This is a genomic window from Streptomyces sp. DvalAA-43 (genome assembly GCF_900091725.1).
GTDB lineage: Bacteria > Actinomycetota > Actinomycetes > Streptomycetales > Streptomycetaceae > Streptomyces > Streptomyces pulveraceus.
Map to the genome: position 1 here is coordinate 174,635 of NZ_FMBW01000044.1, position 16,854 is coordinate 191,488.

The following is a 16,854-nucleotide window of genomic DNA, read 5'->3' on the forward strand; positions in this document are numbered from 1 at the left end:
CGCGTGCGGGGCGCCGGAACGAGCCCTCCGGAAGCGGCGGCGCGCACTCTCCGGTTACGTCGTCGGATCGGGCACACTGGCCAGATCTGCCACGACCGGGGAGTGCACAGTGAGCACGGACAATCCAGGTATCGACCCACTGGACGGGCTGCGTGCCCCGCAGGACCCGGACTGCGACGTCTTCCTCACCGGCACGGTCTTCCTCGACATCATCTTCACCGGCCTGGACAGCGCCCCGGTGCGCGGCACCGAGTCCTGGGCGCGCGGCATGGGCTCCAGCCCCGGCGGCGTCGCCAACATGGCGACCGCCCTGGCGCGGCTGGGGCTGCACACCTCGCTGGCCGCGGCGTTCGGCGACGACCACTACGGGGAGTACTGCTGGGACGCCCTGGAGCAGGGTGAGGGCATCGACCTGTCCATGTCGCACACCGTCCCCGGCTGGCACTCGCCGGTGACCGTCTCGATGGCGTACGAGGGCGAGCGGACGATGGTCTCGCACGGCCACGAGGCCCCCGGCCCCGAGGGCACCCACGGCACCGCCGTCCCCACCGGGGAACCGCCGTTCCCGCGCTGCCCGCCCCGGGCCCGCGCCGCCGTCGCCTCGCTCGCCCCCGGCCGCACCGAACCATGGGTCGCCGTCGCCGCCCGCAACGGTGCCCGGATCTTCGCCGACGTCGGCTGGGACGAGACCGGCCGCTGGGACCTGGACGCCCTCGCCGACCTGGAGCACTGCCAGGCCTTCCTCCCCAACGCCGAGGAGGCGATGCGCTACACCCGCACCGACTGCCCGCGCGCCGCCGCCCACGCCCTGGCCGAACGCGTGCCGCTCGCCGTGGTCACCCTGGGGTCGGAGGGCGCGTACGCGGTGGACGCGGCGACCGGGGCGAGCGCCGAGGTGCCCGCGATCGAGGTCGAGGCGCTCGACCCCACCGGCGCGGGCGACGTCTTCGTCGCCGGTTTCGTCACCGGCACCCTGGCGGACTGGCCGCTCGCCGACCGGCTGGCCTTCGCCGGACTGACCGCGGCGCTCTCGGTCCAGGAGTTCGGCGGATCGCTGTCGGCGCCGGGCTGGGCGGAGGTCGCCGCCTGGTGGCAGCGGGTCCGCACCTTCGCCGAGCAGGACCCGGCCGCCCTCCAGCGGTACGCCTTCCTGGAGGAGCTGCTGCCCGCGGCCGCCCGGCCCTGGCCGCTGCGCCGGGCGGTCCCGACGATCGGCTTCCGGCACCCCGTCTGACGGCCGCGCGCAGCCGTTCGCGAACGTGTGCGAAAAAGCTCTCGGTGTTGTCGGTGCGGAGTCGTAGGCTTGGTAATCCGAGAGGTTGTCGATCGGCGAGAACCTTGCAACGGGAGGTATGTGCAGGCCACAGAGCCGGCCCATGACTCAGACACCCACAGCCCAGACCCCTGCGCCGAGGCAGGCGCGAGCCCGCTTCACCGTCCCCGCCAGCCACCCGATGGTGACCGTTCTGGGATCCGGCGACGCCCTGCTGCGCGTGATCGAGACGGCCTTCCCGGCGGCCGACATCCACGTCCGGGGAAACGAGATCAGCGCCGCCGGAGACGCGACGGAAGTCGCCCTGATCCAGCGCCTGTTCGACGAAATGATGCTGGTGCTCCGCACCGGTCAGCCGATGACGGAGGACGCAGTGGAACGCTCGATCGCCATGCTCAGGGCGACGGAGAGCGGCGAGGGGGACGGCGAGGAGACACCGGCCGAGGTGCTCACCCAGAACATCCTCTCCAGCCGCGGTCGCACGATCCGCCCCAAGACGCTCAACCAGAAGCGGTACGTCGACGCGATCGACAAGCACACGATCGTCTTCGGCATCGGCCCCGCCGGTACCGGCAAGACCTATCTCGCCATGGCGAAGGCCGTCCAGGCCCTTCAGTCCAAGCAGGTCAACCGGATCATCCTGACCCGGCCCGCGGTCGAGGCGGGCGAGCGGCTCGGCTTCCTGCCCGGCACGCTCTACGAGAAGATCGACCCGTATCTGCGCCCGCTCTACGACGCGCTGCACGACATGCTGGACCCCGACTCGATCCCGCGGCTGATGGCGGCGGGCACGATCGAGGTGGCGCCGCTGGCATACATGCGCGGCCGGACCTTGAATGACGCGTTCATCATTCTGGACGAGGCGCAGAACACCAGCGCCGAGCAGATGAAGATGTTCCTGACCCGGCTCGGCTTCGACTCGAAGATCGTCATCACCGGTGACGTCACCCAGGTCGACCTGCCGAACGGCACCAAGAGTGGTCTGCGCCAGGTCCAGGAGATCCTGGACGGCGTGGAGGACGTCCACTTCTCCCGGCTCACCTCCCAGGATGTCGTCCGGCACAAGCTCGTCGGCCGTATCGTCGACGCGTACGAGAAGTACGACAGCAGAGCCGGCCACAACGGGAAGCAGTAGCAGCGCACCATGTCGATCGACGTCAACAACGAGTCCGGAACCGAGGTCGACGAGCAGGCGATCCTCGACATCGCCCGCTACGCGCTCGCGCGGATGCGGATCCACCCGCTCTCCGAACTCTCGGTGATCGTGGTGGACACCGACGCCATGGAACAGCTCCACATCCAGTGGATGGACCTCCCGGGCCCGACCGATGTCATGTCCTTCCCGATGGACGAGCTGCGTCCGCCGGCCAAGGACGACGAGGAGCCCCCGCAAGGGCTCCTCGGTGACATCGTGCTCTGCCCGGAGGTCGCCAAGAAGCAGGGCGAGGACGCGGAGACCCGGCACTCCATGGACGAGGAGCTCCAGCTCCTCACCGTCCACGGCGTGCTGCACCTCCTCGGGTACGACCACGAGGAGCCGGACGAGAAGGCCGAGATGTTCGGCCTCCAGGCCGCGATCGTCGACGGCTGGCGCGCCGAGCACGGCCTGACCGGCCCGTCGCCCGCCCCCACCGTGTCGTGAGCGTTCCTCTCGTCCTGGGTGCCGTTCTGCTGGTCGTCGTCGGCTGGCTGGCCGCCTGCGCGGAGGCGGGCATCGCCCGGGTCTCCAGCTTCCGGGCCGCCGAGGCGGTCCGCTCCGGGCGGCGCGGCAGCCGGAAGCTGGAGCAGGTCGCGGCGGATCCGACCCGGTATCTCAATGTCGCCCTGCTGGTGCGGGTCGCCTGCGAGATGTCGGCCGCGGTGCTCGTCACGTACGCCTGCCTGAAGGAACTCCCGGAGACCTGGGAGGCGCTGGCCGTCGCCATGGGCGTGATGGTCCTCGTCTCCTACGTCGCCATCGGCGTGTCGCCGCGCACCATCGGCCGCCAGCACCCGCTGAACACGGCCACGGCCGCGGCGTACGTCCTGCTGCCGCTGGCCAGGGTCATGGGTCCGATCCCGCAGCTGCTGATCCTCATCGGCAACGCGCTGACCCCGGGCAAGGGCTTCCGCAAGGGCCCGTTCGCCAGCGAGGCCGAGCTGCGTGCGATGGTCGACCTCGCCGAGGCGGAGTCGCTGATCGAGGACGAGGAGCGCCGCATGGTGCACTCCGTCTTCGAGCTCGGCGACACGCTGGTGCGCGAGGTCATGGTGCCGCGGACGGACCTGGTCTGCATCGAGCGCTACAAGACCATCCGGCAGGCGCTCACCCTGGCCCTGCGCTCCGGTTTCTCGCGGATCCCGGTCACCGGGGAGAACGAGGACGACATCGTCGGCATCGTGTATCTCAAGGACCTGGTCCGCAAGACCCACATCAACCGCGAGTCCGAGGCCGATCTGGTCTCCACGGCGATGCGGCCGGCGGCCTTCGTGCCCGACACCAAGAACGCCGGTGACCTGCTGCGCGAGATGCAGCAGGACCGCAGCCACGTCGCCGTCGTGATCGACGAGTACGGCGGCACGGCGGGCATCGTCACCATCGAGGACATCCTCGAGGAGATCGTCGGCGAGATCACCGACGAGTACGACCGCGAACTCCCGCCCGTCCAGAAGCTGGAGAACGACTGCTTCCGGGTGACCGCGCGCCTCGACATCGGCGACCTCGGCGAGCTGTTCGGCCTCGACGAGTACGACGACGAGGACGTGGAGACCGTCGGCGGACTGCTGGCCAAGGCGCTGGGGCGGGTCCCGATCGCCGGGGCGTCGGCCCTCGTCGACCTGCCGGACGGCCGCCGGCTGCGGCTGACCGCGGAGTCCCCGGCGGGCCGCCGCAACAAGATCGTCACGGTGCTGGTGGAGCCCGTGGCACCGCAGGGGGAGGACGAGGGATGACTCCGCAGCAGCTGAGGGCGTTCTGCCTGGAGTTCAACGCGAGCACCGAGGAGTTCCCGTTCGGCCCCGGGGCCTCCGTCTTCAAGGTGCTCGGCAAGATGTTCGCGCTCAGCACGCTGGACGCCCGCCCGCTGACGGTGAACCTGAAATGCGACCCGGACGAGGCGGTGCGGCTGCGGGAGAAGTACGACGCGGTGGTGCCGGGCTGGCACATGAACAAGCGGCACTGGAACACCGTGACGGTCTCCGGGGTGCCCGACCGGGTGCTCCGCGAGCTGATCGAGGACTCCTACGACCTGGTGGTGGCCGGGCTGCCGAAGGCGGACCGGCTGCGGCTGGACCGGGCGTAGCCGGTGCGCGGGCGGGCGCGCCCGGTTCGTATGCTCGGCACATGACTGAGAGCACCGACCTCGGCCCCGAGGACCGCAAGATCGTCACGCTGGCGCGCAGCGCCCGCGCCCGCAACGGTGTGCCGGAGGGCGCGGCCGTACGGGACGAGACCGGACGCACCTATGTCGCGGGCACCGTACGGCTGGAGTCGCTGAAGCTCAGCGCGCTGCAGACCGCGGTGGCGATGGCCGTGGCCAGCGGGGCCACCTCCCTGGAGGCGGCCGCGGTCGTCTCCGAGGCCGCGACCCCGTCGGACGAGGACCGTGCCGCGGTACGGGACCTGGGCGGCCCGGACACCCCGGTCCTGCTCGCCGGACCCGACGGCACGCTGCGGGTCAGCGTGACGGCGGGCTGACGCCGGAGCGATCCGTACACCGGGCACGAACGCCCCGCGGCCGACCGGCTGCGGGGCGTTTCGCGTACCGGGCGCGGGGAGCAGGGATCTTGACATTATCTGATGGGTCATCAGCCCAGGCGTTCCGTTGCCCTTGACTTCTTCGGGGCCGGAGCCGTCAATGGGCCCCCGTCGGCGCGGAGAGCCGCTGCGCCGCATCCGCAGGAGGGGGCTCCATGCGTCCGACCGTACGAAGAATCAGCATGCGAAGATCCGGCGCCCGAGGACGTCCGGGGCGCGGCCGCCGCTGGGCCGCCGCACTGGGCGTCGGCGCGCTCGTCGTGGCCGGGGGAGGGGGGCTCGCGGGCCCCGCGCAGGCCATGGCCACCGCCTCGGTGCCAGTGGACTTCCCCACCCACTGCATCCCGCCCGCCATCGCGGGCATCCCTCCGATCGACGGGACCACGAGGGCCGAGATCACCGTCGACAACGCCGCCCCGAAGGTGGGCGACACGGTCACGGTCACCTACACCGTCGTCGCGGCCGCCGCGAGCAACCCGGTCGATCTGGCGCTGCCCGCCGACATCATGACGCCCACCGGCAAGGTCACCGTCGGCGGTGCGCAGAGCGCGAGCGTCACCGTCGCGGGCCCCAAGAAGAACGACCCGGTCCCCGGCAAGGGCGCCTTCCCGTCCTTCTCGATGACCGGCACCTTCACGGTCACGGCGCCCGGACGGATCACGCTGTCGCCGGGCGACTACAACATCCACACCAGCTACATCATGGAGCTGGACACCCCCTGCACGGTGACGGACCCGCCCGCCCCCGTCTCCGAGACGATCATCGCGACGGACGGCGGCGGCCAGGTCAACGAGCGTGCCATCCAGCTCGGGGCCGCGTCCGGCAAGGCGGGCGACGCGGTCACCGTCACCGGGTCGAAGTTCACCCCTGGCGCGGACATCACCCTCGCGGGCCGGGCCGGTGACGCGGCGACCGCCGACACGGCCACCGCCAAGGCGGACGGCTCGGGCGGCTTCAGCGGCACGCTCACCGTCGACGACCCGGCGACCACCGGCATCGTCGCCTACGAGGGCGGAAGCTGGGACCCGGCCAAGGGCGCGGGCCCGCAGGCCTACACCGTCACCGGTGGCGGCGGCGACATCCCGGACGGCAGCCAGCAGCTCAGGACCTCCGTCCGGGCGGGCACGCTCTCCATGGTCCAGGCCGGGGACACCGTCGAGATGTCGGCCGTCGACTTCGGCCGCGGCGGCGCCTCCCGGGGCTCCCTGCGGACGGTCACGGTCGAGGACTACCGCGGCGGCCCCGCGGGCTGGTCCCTGACCGGAAAGGTCACCGACTTCAAGGGGCCCGGCGGAGCGACGATCGACGCGTCCGCACTCGGCTGGACCCCGGTCTGCGCGACGAAGCCCGGCAGCCCGAGCACCTGCGCGGCGGGTTCCCAGGGCCCGGTCGGCAGCGCGGGCGCCACGCTGGCGTCCACGCCGAACGGGACCTTCACCGGCGGCGAGTTCACCGTCGACGCCCGGCTCGCGCTGACCGTACCGGCGTACACCGCCCCCGGCGCGTACTCCGGCGTGCTCACCCTCACCCTCACGTGACCGAGCGCTCCCGAGCAACCGGCGGACCGGGCGCGCACCCGCCCGGACCGCCCGACCCGACCACCACCCGGGGGTACCGCACCGTGCGTACCATCTACCTGTTCCTCCTGACCGGCGCCCTCCTGCTGGTCGGCGCGCCCGCCGCCCACGCCGCGGACAACGGCAGCTGGTCGGTCTACCCGGCCACCGCCCGGTCCGGTCAGCGCCCGTACTTCTACCTGTCGGCCGACCCCGGCGCCACGCTCCATGACAAGGTCACCGTCACCAACAAGACGGGCCGGGCACAGACCTTCCGGCTGTACGCGGCCGACGCCTACAACACCGCACGCGACGGCGGGTTCGCCGTGCGGTCCCTGGACGAGCGGCAGCGCTCGGTCGGCGCCTGGGCGAGCACCGGCCGCGACCGGGTCACCGTGGGGCCGCACGGCTCGGTCACCGTCCCGGTCACCATCGCCGTCCCCGAGGACGCCGAACCGGGCGACCACCCCGGCGCGCTCGTCGCGCTGGACGAACGCATCGACCCGGCCGACGCCGGTGCCGTCGCCGTCGGCATCCAGAAGGCGGTCGGCGCCCGGATCTACCTGCGGGTCAACGGGCCGACCGTGCCCGCGCTCTCCGTGGACGACATCCGGGTCGAGCACACCCAGCCGCTGGTCCCCGGCACCGGGAAGAGCCGGGCCGTCATCTCGTACACGCTCCACAACCGGGGCAATGTCACTCTCAGCCCCAAGGTCGCCCTCAAGGCCGAGGGGCTCTTCGGCCGCACCCTGCTCGCCCGCGACCTGAAGCGGATCCCCGCCGAGTTGCTGCCCCGCCAGGAGGTCCGGCTGACCGAGCGGTGGGCCGGCGCGCCCCAGCTGGAGTGGGGCGAGATCCGGCTGACCGCGAGCGCCCGCGACACGCGCGAGTCCGCCGCCGTCGGGTACTTCGCCCTGCCCTGGCTGATGGCCGGCATCCTGCTGGTGGCCGTCGGCGGGGGTACGGGGCTGTGGATCCGGGCCCGCCGGAGCCGTGCCCGCACCGCCTGAGACGTCATCCGACAGGCCCCGCCGCGGCCCTTGGTGCGGCGGGGCCGCCCGGATCGGGGACAATGGGCGCCATGAGCGTTCGACCTGACACAGATGCCGCTGCGCAGCAGGCCGCGGGCGAAGCCCCCCACCGGGCCGGTTTCGCCTGCTTCGTGGGCCGCCCCAACGCGGGCAAGTCCACCCTCACGAACGCTCTGGTCGGCCAGAAGGTGGCGATCACCTCCAACCGGCCGCAGACCACCCGGCACACCGTGCGCGGCATCGTGCACCGCGACGACGCGCAGCTGATCCTGGTCGACACTCCCGGCCTCCACAAGCCGCGCACACTGCTGGGCGAGCGGCTCAACGACGTCGTGCGGACCACCTGGGCCGAGGTCGACGTCATCGGCTTCTGCCTGCCCGCCGACCAGAAGCTCGGCCCCGGCGACAAGTACATCGTCAAGGAACTCGCGGGCATCAAGAAGACCCCGAAGATCGCCATCATCACCAAGACCGACCTGGTCGACTCCAAGCAGCTCGCCGAACAGCTGATCGCCGTGTCCCGCCTCGGCGAAGAGCTCGGCTTCGAGTGGGCGGAGATCATTCCGGTCTCCGCGGTCAAGGACACCCAGGTCGACCTGCTGGGCGACCTGATCGCCCCGCTGCTCCCGGTGAGTCCGCCGCTCTACCCGGAGGGCGACCTCACCGACGAGCCCGAGATGGTCATGGTCGCGGAGCTGATCCGCGAGGCCGCGCTCGAAGGCGTACGGGACGAGCTGCCGCACTCCATCGCGGTCGTCGTGGAGGAGATGATCCCGCGCGAGGGCCGGCCGGCGGACAAGCCGCTGCTCGACATCCACGCCAACGTCTACATCGAGCGCCCCAGCCAGAAGGGCATCATCATCGGCCCGAAGGGCAAGCGGCTGAAGGACGTCGGCACGAAGTCGCGCAAGCACATCGAGGCCCTGCTCGGCACGCCGGTCTTCCTGGATCTCCATGTGAAGGTCGCGAAGGACTGGCAGCGCGACCCCAAGCAGCTGCGCAAGCTGGGCTTCTGAGCCCTGCCCCGTCCGGTCTCACGCGCCCTCCTTCAGGACGCGTGAGACCAGGGCCCGCTGGGCGTCGGTCAGCCTCGGGTCCGCGCAGTGCACCGTGCGGTCGCCGATCGTGATCTGGTACCGGAAGCCGTCCGGCACGCCCCTGGGTGGGGTGGCATGGCCCGCCGCGAGCGCCGATTCCGCCAGTGCCTCCCACTCCGGGGCGTCGTCCCGCCCGGCGGTGTCGACCTCGCGGTGGCGGGCGATGCCGGCGAAACCGCCGGTCCTGCTGACCTGAATCCGCATGGGGTGTCCTCCAACGCCGGGCGGGCTGGGCAAGGGGCCGGATCGCCTACGAGGTCGGTACGCCCACTTCCGACCACGCCTTCAGGACGGCCTCGGCCTCGTCGCCCTCGCCGAAGCGGCTGCGGGCCGCGGCGACCGTCAGCCGGGCGAAGGACGCGAAGTCCGCGTCCACGGCCAGTTGACCACCTGTGAGCACATCGAACCAGAGCTGGCCGGCGCGCTCCCACGCATTGCCGCCGAGCGCCGTCGCCAGCAGGTAGAACGCGCGGTTCGGGATGCCGGAGTTGAGGTGCACCCCACCGTTGTCCTCGCTGGTGTGGATGTAGTCCTCCATCTTGGCGGGCTGCGGGTCCTTGCCCAGCACGTCGTCGTCGTACGCCGTGCCCGGTGCCTTCATCGAGCGCAGCGCGACGCCCTGGACGCCGGGCGCCAGCAGCCCGGCGCCGATCAGCCAGTCGGCCTGTTCGGCGGTCTGGCCCAGGGTGTACTGCTTCACCAGGGAGCCGAAGACGTCCGACACCGACTCGTTGAGCGCGCCGGACTGGCCGTAGTAGCTCAGATTGGCGGTGTACTGGGTCAGGCCGTGGGTCAGCTCATGGCCGATCACGTCGATGGCGACGGTGAAGTCGAGGAAGACCACGCCGTCGCCGTCGCCGAAGACCATCTGCTCGCCGTCGAAGAAGGCGTTGTTGTACTTCTGGTCGTAGTGCACGGAACCGATCAGCGGCAGCCCGTTGCCGTCGATCGAACGGCGGCCGTACGCCTTGAGCAGCAGTTCGAAGGTGGCGCCGAGCCCCGCGTACGCGCGGTTGACGCTCGCGTCCTTCGTCGGCTCCTGGCCCTCGGCGCGGACCTTGGTGCCCGGGAGGTGGGTGCGGTGGCGGCAGTCGTAGAGCGTCCGGTCGGGCTTGTCGGAGGCCTCCCCGGCGGCCGCGGGGGAGGCGGGCACGGTGACGACCGTGGCCATCTGGCGGCGGGTGCGGCGGGCGGCGTCGCCCTCCAGGGTGCGACGGGAGGGCCCGGCGAGGTCGGGGTTGTCGGACTGCGAGAGCTTGTCGAGGAGGTGAGGCGGCACGATGGTGCAGAAGACGGGGTGGAACCCCTGCTGTGACTGAGGCTGCATACCACCGACTGTGGCACCAGGTAATCGCGATGTCACTGGTTGCGATCAGGATTGACGAAATGGAGTGATCGGTCACTGTTGGGCGTTTCCCGCACCCGGTCCCGCATACTGATACGGGACGGACGCATCAGGCGCCTCTCGGTTAGTCTCGTCGCATCATGCGTTTCGGGCTGCTTCTTCTTAGCTGCCGCGGCGAGGGCCTGTAGTCGTAGGCCGACCCCCTCCCCGCGGAGTCTGGTGTTGCAGCGACACAGTCGGCCGTCCCACTCGTTGGACCCCGAGGAGCCGTACGCCATGACCGACGCACATTCCGCCCAGACCTCCGCTGAGACCGCCGTCGGCCGGCCCACGCCGGTCACCAACGCGACTCAGCTGCAGAAGCCGTCCGGGATGCCGATCCACAAGTACGGCACCTACGAGGCCGTCGACATCCCCGACCGCACCTGGCCGGACAAGCGGATCACCGTCGCGCCCCGCTGGCTCTCCACCGACCTGCGCGACGGCAACCAGGCCCTGATCGACCCGATGTCGCCGGCCCGCAAGCGCGAGATGTTCGATCTGCTCGTACGCATGGGCTACAAGGAGATCGAGGTCGGCTTCCCGTCCTCCGGCGAGACCGACTTCGGTTTCGTCCGCTCCATCATCGAAGAGGGCGCGATCCCCGAGGACGTGACGATCTCCGTCCTGACGCAGGCCCGCGAGGACCTGATCGAGCGGACCGTCGAGTCCCTCGTCGGCGCCCACCGCGCCACCGTGCACCTGTACAACGCGACGGCCCCCACCTTCCGCCGGGTCGTCTTCCGCGGCTCCAAGGACGACATCAAGCAGATCGCGGTGGACGGCACCCGGCTGGTCATGGAGTACGCGGAGAAGCTGCTGGGCCCGGAGACGACCTTCGGCTACCAGTACAGCCCCGAGATCTTCACCGACACCGAGCTGGACTTCGCCCTGGAGGTCTGCGAGGCGGTCTGTGACGTCTGGCAGCCGGAGGAGGGCCGCGAGATCATCCTCAACCTGCCCGCCACCGTGGAGCGTTCGACGCCGTCCACGCACGCGGACCGGTTCGAGTGGATGTCGCGCAATCTGTCGCGCCGCGAGTTCGTCTGCCTGTCGGTCCACCCGCACAACGACCGCGGCACCGCCGTCGCCGCCGCCGAGCTGGCCATCATGGCCGGGGCCGACCGCATCGAGGGCTGCCTGTTCGGCCAGGGCGAGCGCACCGGCAACGTCGACCTGGTCACGCTGGGCATGAACCTGTTCTCGCAGGGTGTCGACCCGCAGATCGACTTCTCGCAGATCGACGAGATCCGCCGCACCAGCGAGTACTGCAACCAGATGGAGGTCCACCCGCGCCACCCCTACGCGGGCGACCTGGTCTACACCGCCTTCTCCGGCTCCCACCAGGACGCCATCAAGAAGGGCTTCGACGCCATGGAGGCCGACGCGGCCGCCCAGGGCAAGACGGTCGACGACATCGAGTGGGCGGTGCCGTACCTGCCGATCGACCCTAAGGACGTCGGCCGCAGCTACGAGGCCGTCATCCGGGTCAACTCGCAGTCCGGCAAGGGCGGAATCGCGTATGTCCTGAAGAACGACCACAAGCTGGACCTGCCGCGCCGGATGCAGATCGAATTCTCCCGGATCATTCAGGCCAAGACGGATGCCGAGGGCGGCGAGGTCACGCCGACCCAGATCTGGTCCACGTTCCGCGACGAGTACCTGCCCAACCCGGAGAACGCCTGGGGCCGCGTACAGCTGCGCACCGGCCAGACCACGACCGGCTCCGACGGCCAGGACACGATCACCGTCGAGGCGACCGTGGACGGCGCGGACACCGTACTGACCGGTACCGGCAACGGACCGATCTCCGCGTTCTTCGAAGCGCTGCAGGCCATCGGCATCGACGCCCGTCTGCTGGACTACACCGAGCACACCATGAGCGAGGGCGCCAGCTCCCAGGCCGCCTCGTACATCGAGTGCGCCATCGACGGAAAGGTCCTGTGGGGCATCGGCATCGACGCCAACACCACGCGGGCCTCGCTGAAGGCGGTCGTCTCCGCGGTCAACCGCGCCACCCGCTGATCCGGCGCCCGGAAAGGGCCGCCGGCGCACGGCCGAAAACCCCGTCCACCCGCACCAGGGGGGGGCGGGGTTCGGCCATCTCCGGACGGTTGTGACGAGCGAGGTGCTGACGCCACATCACGACTGTGGTTAACATCACGTCCACACGGCAATGTTGCCGGAGCGTTACGGAGGTGTGCGACGTGCGGTCAGCCCTGGGACAACGCGCCATGAAGCTGCGTATCTGCGGCATCCGCACCATCTGGGACCCCGTCGGCGACGGCGAGTTCTTCTGCCCCGGCTGCGGCGGCGACCGCAACTACCGGCGGCTCACCGGCCGTCGGCGGTTCACGGTGCTCGGCGTGCCGATGCTGGCGCGCGGCACCGCCGGACCCGTCGTCGAATGCGCCGCCTGCCGCGAGCACTTCGGTACCGATTCGCTCGACCACCCCACCACCACCCGGCTCTCCGCCATGCTCCGGGACGCCGTCCACACCGTCACGCTCGGCGTCCTCGCGGCCGGCGGCACCACCTCCCGTACGGTGCTGGAGGCCGCGGCCGCCACCGTGCGCGGCGCCGGATTCGACGACTGCACCGAGGAGCAGCTCTGCACCGTCGTCGAGGTGCTCGCCGCCGACACCGGCCAGGGCTCCGCCTTCGACCCCGCGGCCGACGCGTGCGGAGCGGCCCTCGCCATCGAACTCCACGAGGCGCTGGAACCCCTCGCCCCGCATCTGGCCCCCGCCGGACGCGAATCGATCCTGCTCCAGGGCGCCAGGATCGCGCTCGCCGACGGCCCTTACGGACCGGCGGAGCGCGAGGTGCTGACCACCATCGGCGGCGCGCTGCAGCTCTGCGCCCAGGACACGGCCCGGCTGCTCGCCGAGGCGGCGCGCACCCCCTCCTGACCGCCCGGGGCCGGTAAGCCGTCCCCGTACCGGACAATGGTCGTATGAGCTTGTTCCGGGACGACGGCGTGGTGCTGCGCACGCAGAAGCTGGGCGAGGCCGACCGGATCATCACGATCCTGACCCGTGGCCACGGCCGGGTCCGCGCCGTCGCCCGCGGGGTGCGGCGCACCAAGTCCAAGTTCGGCGCCCGGCTGGAACCCTTCTCCCATGTCGACGTGCAGTTCTTCGCCCGGGGCAGCGAGCTGATCGGCCGCGGACTGCCGCTCTGCACCCAGAGCGAGACGATCGCCCCGTACGGCGGCGGCATCGTCACCGACTACGCCCGCTACACCGCGGGCACCGCGATGCTGGAGACCGCCGAGCGGTTCACCGACCACGAGGGCGAGCCCGCGGTCCAGCAGTACCTCCTGCTCGTCGGCGGGCTGCGGACCCTCGCCCGCGGCGAGCACGAGCCGCATCTCATCCTCGACGCGTTCCTGCTGCGCTCGCTCGCCGTCAACGGCTACGCACCCAGTTTCGGGGACTGCGCCCGGTGCGGAATGCCCGGACCGAACCGGTTCTTCTCCGTCGCTGCGGGCGGTGTCATCTGCGGCGACTGCCGGGTGCCCGGCAGCGTCGTACCCTCGGCTGAGGCCGTCGCCCTGCTGAGCGCGTTGCTCAGCGGCGACTGGGAGACGGCGGACGCATGCGAGGCACGTCATGTCAGGGAGGGGAGCGGGCTGGTGTCCGCCTATCTGCACTGGCATCTGGAGCGCGGGCTCCGCTCACTGCGGTACGTAGAGAAATGACCACGGCAGATCAGGCACAGGGAGCGAGACAGTTCATGGCAGTACGCGGGATGCTCGGCGGCCGTAACCGGCGCGACTACAAGACCCCGGAGCCGCACCCCTCCGGGGCCACGCCTCCGAAGATCCCCGGCGAGCTGGTGCCCAAGCACGTGGCCGTCGTGATGGACGGCAACGGCCGCTGGGCCAAGGAACGCGGCCTGCCGCGCACCGAGGGCCACAAGGTCGGCGAGGGCGTCGTGATGGACGTGCTCAAGGGCTGCATCGAGATGGGCGTCAAGAACCTCTCGCTGTACGCGTTCTCCACCGAGAACTGGAAGCGGTCCCCGGAGGAGGTGAAGTTCCTGATGAACTTCAACCGGGACGTGATCCGCCGCCGCCGTGACGAGATGGACGAGCTGGGCATCCGCATCCGCTGGGTGGGCCGCATGCCCAAGCTGTGGAAGTCCGTGGTCCAGGAGCTCCAGGTCGCCCAGGAGCAGACCAAGGACAACGACAGGATGACGCTGTACTTCTGCGTCAACTACGGCGGCCGGGCCGAGATCGCCGACGCGGCGCAGCGCATCGCCGAGGACGTCGCGGCCGGGAAGCTGGACCCGTCCAAGGTCAACGAGAAGACCTTCGCGAAGTACATCTACTACCCGGACATGCCGGACGTCGACCTCTTCGTCCGCCCCAGCGGGGAGCAGCGCACGTCCAATTATCTGATCTGGCAGAGCGCCTACGCCGAGATGGTCTTCCAGGACGTGCTCTGGCCGGACTTCGACCGCCGCGACCTGTGGCGGGCCTGCCTGGAGTTCGCCCAGCGGGACCGGCGCTTCGGAGGTGCGGTGGAGGCGGCGAAGGAGCCGACGGGCTGAGCGGCAGAGGTCCGGGGGCATCGCCCCCGGACCGTCACTTCTGGGTGTCCGCGCACTCCGCGCAGGTACCGAAGATCTCCACCGTGTGGGCCACGTTCACATAGCCGTGCTGCGTGGCGATGGTCTCGGCCCACTGCTCCACCGCGGGGCCCTCGACCTCCACGGCCTTGCCGCACATCCGGCACACCAGGTGGTGATGGTGGTCCCCGGTCGAGCAGCGCCGGTACACGGACTCGCCGTCCGTGGTGCGCAGCACGTCGACCTCGCCGGCGTCGGCGAGGGACTGGAGGGTGCGGTAGACGGTGGTCAGCCCGACCGAGTCACCGCGGTGTTTCAGCACATCGTGCAGCTCCTGGGCGCTGCGGAACTCGTCCACCTCGTCGAGCGCCGCTGCCACCGCCGCCCGCTGCCGGGTCGACCGGCCGCGTACCGGGGCCGCGTTCGTTCCACTGATCGGCGCCGTCGCCACAGCAGCCTCCTCGTGTCGCCCGTACTTGTGTCGGGCCATTGTGCCAGCCCGTCCGGGCGTCATGGTCAAACGCGGAGCGAGTCCGGGGCCGGACGGGAGGCCGGTACCTCCAGGGTGCACTCCTCGGACGCCGCTTCGCTCCGGCGTGCGCGGCTTCTGGCCAGCGGGGTCGCCAGCAGCGTCAGGGCGACGAAGACCGCGATGGCCAGCAGCACGATCGTCGCGCCGGGCGGTACGTCCTGGTAGTACGAGGTCACGGTGCCGGCCAGGGTCACCGCCGTGCCGATGACCACCGACAGTACGAAGGTCACCTTGAAGGACCTGGTGATCTGCTGCGCGGCCGCGACCGGCACCACCATCAGCGCGCTGACCAGCAGCAGCCCGACGACCCGCATCGCGACGGTGACGGTCACCGCCGCCGTCACGGCGACCAGCAGATTCAGCGCGCGCACCGGCAGCCCGGTGACCCGGGCGAACTCCTCGTCCTGGCTGACCGCGAACAGCTGGCGGCGCAGCCCCAGGGTCACCAGCAGCACGAAGGCGGCCAGTACGCAGATCGAGGTGATGTCCTCGGAGGAGACCGTGGACAGGGAGCCGAAGAGGTACGAGGTGAGGTTGGCGTTGGAGCCGGTGTCGGAGAGGTGGATCAGCATCACACCGCCCGCCATGCCGCCGTAGAACAGCATGGCCAGCGCGATGTCGCCGCGGGTGCGTCCGTACCAGCGGATCAGCTCCATCACTACGGCGCCGGCCACGGCGACCGCCGTGGCCATCCAGACCGGGCTGGTGGAGAGCAGGAAGCCGAGACCGACACCGGTCATCGCGATGTGGCCGATGCCGTCGCCCATCAGGGCCTGGCGGCGCTGGACGAGGTAGATGCCGACGGCGGGGGCGATGACACCGACGAGCACGGCGGCGAGCAGGGCCCGCTGCATGAAGGGAGGGTCGAGGAATTCCATGGTCAGCTCAGCAGTCCCGTCCGGACGGGCTCGGAGGCCGCGTGGGGGTGTACGTGGTCGTGTCCGGGCAGGGCGTGCTGGCCCAGCGCCTTCGGGGGCGGCCCGTCGTGCATCACACAGCCGTCGCGCAGCACGATCGCGCGGTCGATCAGCGGCTCCAGCGGGCCGAGCTCGTGCAGCACGAGCAGCACCGTGGTACCGGCCTCGACCTGGTCGCGCAGGGTCGCGGCGAGGATCTCCTGGCTGGCCAGGTCGACGCCGGCCATCGGCTCGTCCATGATCAGCAGCTCGGGTTCGGCGGCCAGCGCGCGGGCGATCAGCACCCGCTGGTGCTGTCCGCCGGAGAGCGCGTCCACCGAGTCCCCGGCCCGGTCGGCGAGGCCGACGAGCCCGATGGCGCGGTCGACGGCGGCCCGGTCGGCCCTGCGGAGCAGGCCCAGCTTCGTGCGGGACAGCCGCCCGGAGGCGACGACCTCGCGGATCGTGGCGGGGACGCCGCCGGCCGCGGTGGTGCGCTGGGGCACGTAACCGATGCGTGCCCAGTCGCGGAAGCGGCGCAGCGGGGTGCCGAACAGTTCGACGGAGCCGCCGGTGAGCGGGACCTGGCCGATGGCGGAGCGTACGGCGGTCGACTTGCCGGAGCCGTTGGCGCCGAGCAGGGCGGCGACCTCGCCGCGGTGGACGGTCAGGTCGATGCCGCGCAGCACGGGGCGCGCGCCGAGGGTGGCGGTGGCGCCCCGCAGGGCTATGACGGGGTCGGTCGTGGTGCTCCCGGTCTCGGGCATGAGC

18 protein-coding genes are annotated in these 16,854 nt (G+C 71.0%); 13 read left to right on the forward strand and 5 right to left on the reverse strand.

Annotation, left to right across the window (positions count from 1 at the left end; genetic code table 11):
- Positions 1 to 109 precede the first annotated feature (109 nt).
- The 9 genes from GA0115234_RS17500 (at position 110) to era (ending at position 8,612) form a co-directional block, all read left to right on the forward strand.
- Positions 110 to 1,234 carry a carbohydrate kinase family protein gene (locus tag GA0115234_RS17500; protein WP_093542674.1) on the forward strand — a complete coding sequence of 375 codons (1,125 nt, stop codon included), beginning with the start codon at positions 110 to 112 and terminating at the stop codon, positions 1,232 to 1,234.
- A gap of 142 nt (positions 1,235 to 1,376) precedes the next feature.
- A complete protein-coding gene (locus GA0115234_RS17505) occupies positions 1,377 to 2,408 on the forward strand; it encodes a PhoH family protein (protein WP_093542676.1) in 1,032 nt (343 codons plus the stop codon).
- 9 nt (positions 2,409 to 2,417) lie between these two features.
- Complete coding sequence (gene ybeY / locus GA0115234_RS17510) at positions 2,418 to 2,915, forward strand: rRNA maturation RNase YbeY (RefSeq protein WP_072483570.1); 498 nt, start codon at positions 2,418 to 2,420, stop codon at positions 2,913 to 2,915.
- A complete protein-coding gene (locus tag GA0115234_RS17515; protein ID WP_093542678.1) occupies positions 2,912 to 4,204 on the forward strand; it encodes a hemolysin family protein in 1,293 nt (430 codons plus the stop codon). Before ybeY ends, GA0115234_RS17515 begins: the two co-directional genes overlap by 4 nt.
- On the forward strand, positions 4,201 to 4,554 hold the full coding sequence (locus tag GA0115234_RS17520) for an MmcQ/YjbR family DNA-binding protein (RefSeq protein WP_093542680.1): 354 nt from the start codon (positions 4,201 to 4,203) through the stop codon (positions 4,552 to 4,554). Before GA0115234_RS17515 ends, GA0115234_RS17520 begins: the two co-directional genes overlap by 4 nt.
- 41 nt (positions 4,555 to 4,595) lie before the next feature.
- A complete protein-coding gene (locus GA0115234_RS17525; RefSeq protein ID WP_093542682.1) occupies positions 4,596 to 4,949 on the forward strand; it encodes a cytidine deaminase in 354 nt (117 codons plus the stop codon).
- A 242-nt stretch (positions 4,950 to 5,191) separates the two neighbouring features.
- Entirely contained in the window at positions 5,192 to 6,547 is a 1,356-nt protein-coding gene (locus GA0115234_RS17530; protein WP_176729188.1) for a beta-xylosidase, read from the forward strand.
- Between the two features lie 83 nt (positions 6,548 to 6,630).
- The gene (locus tag GA0115234_RS17535; RefSeq protein ID WP_093543356.1) at positions 6,631 to 7,575 is read left to right on the forward strand and encodes a WxL protein peptidoglycan domain-containing protein; all 945 of its coding nucleotides are present in this window, start codon (positions 6,631 to 6,633) and stop codon (positions 7,573 to 7,575) included.
- Positions 7,576 to 7,637: 62 nt separating this feature from the next.
- Positions 7,638 to 8,612 (forward strand): GTPase Era, encoded by a 975-nt coding sequence (era, locus tag GA0115234_RS17540; RefSeq protein WP_093542687.1) that lies wholly within the window; start codon positions 7,638 to 7,640, stop codon positions 8,610 to 8,612.
- Positions 8,613 to 8,630: 18 nt separating this feature from the next.
- Here the strand turns inward: era and GA0115234_RS17545 are convergent, their stop codons facing one another.
- Both GA0115234_RS17545 and GA0115234_RS17550 read right to left on the reverse strand, forming a co-directional pair.
- Positions 8,631 to 8,897 carry a protealysin inhibitor emfourin gene (locus GA0115234_RS17545; RefSeq protein WP_093542688.1) on the reverse strand — a complete coding sequence of 89 codons (267 nt, stop codon included), beginning with the start codon at positions 8,895 to 8,897 and terminating at the stop codon, positions 8,631 to 8,633.
- 46 nt (positions 8,898 to 8,943) lie between these two features.
- A complete protein-coding gene (locus tag GA0115234_RS17550) occupies positions 8,944 to 10,020 on the reverse strand; it encodes a M4 family metallopeptidase (RefSeq protein WP_093542690.1) in 1,077 nt (358 codons plus the stop codon).
- Between the two features lie 294 nt (positions 10,021 to 10,314).
- Here GA0115234_RS17550 and leuA point away from each other — a divergent pair, with 294 nt between their 5' ends.
- The 4 genes from leuA to GA0115234_RS17570 all read left to right on the forward strand — a co-directional run bounded on the left by leuA (position 10,315) and on the right by GA0115234_RS17570 (position 14,637).
- The gene (gene leuA, locus GA0115234_RS17555; protein WP_093542692.1) at positions 10,315 to 12,102 is read left to right on the forward strand and encodes a 2-isopropylmalate synthase; all 1,788 of its coding nucleotides are present in this window, start codon (positions 10,315 to 10,317) and stop codon (positions 12,100 to 12,102) included.
- 209 nt (positions 12,103 to 12,311) lie between these two features.
- Positions 12,312 to 12,989 (forward strand): TerB family tellurite resistance protein, encoded by a 678-nt coding sequence (locus tag GA0115234_RS17560; protein ID WP_093542694.1) that lies wholly within the window; start codon positions 12,312 to 12,314, stop codon positions 12,987 to 12,989.
- Between the two features lie 44 nt (positions 12,990 to 13,033).
- The gene (gene recO / locus GA0115234_RS17565) at positions 13,034 to 13,780 is read left to right on the forward strand and encodes a DNA repair protein RecO (RefSeq protein WP_093542696.1); all 747 of its coding nucleotides are present in this window, start codon (positions 13,034 to 13,036) and stop codon (positions 13,778 to 13,780) included.
- A gap of 35 nt (positions 13,781 to 13,815) precedes the next feature.
- The gene (locus GA0115234_RS17570) at positions 13,816 to 14,637 is read left to right on the forward strand and encodes an isoprenyl transferase (protein ID WP_093542698.1); all 822 of its coding nucleotides are present in this window, start codon (positions 13,816 to 13,818) and stop codon (positions 14,635 to 14,637) included.
- A gap of 34 nt (positions 14,638 to 14,671) precedes the next feature.
- Here the strand turns inward: GA0115234_RS17570 and GA0115234_RS17575 are convergent, their stop codons facing one another.
- The 3 genes from GA0115234_RS17575 to GA0115234_RS17585 form a co-directional block, all read right to left on the reverse strand.
- The gene (locus GA0115234_RS17575; protein WP_093542700.1) at positions 14,672 to 15,106 is read right to left on the reverse strand and encodes a Fur family transcriptional regulator; all 435 of its coding nucleotides are present in this window, start codon (positions 15,104 to 15,106) and stop codon (positions 14,672 to 14,674) included.
- A gap of 65 nt (positions 15,107 to 15,171) precedes the next feature.
- Complete coding sequence (locus GA0115234_RS17580; protein ID WP_093542702.1) at positions 15,172 to 16,065, reverse strand: metal ABC transporter permease; 894 nt, start codon at positions 16,063 to 16,065, stop codon at positions 15,172 to 15,174.
- Positions 16,066 to 16,067: 2 nt separating this feature from the next.
- Positions 16,068 to 16,850: a metal ABC transporter ATP-binding protein gene (locus GA0115234_RS17585; protein WP_093542704.1), complete on the reverse strand. Its 783-nt coding sequence runs from the start codon at positions 16,848 to 16,850 to the stop codon at positions 16,068 to 16,070.
- Positions 16,851 to 16,854 lie beyond the last annotated feature (4 nt).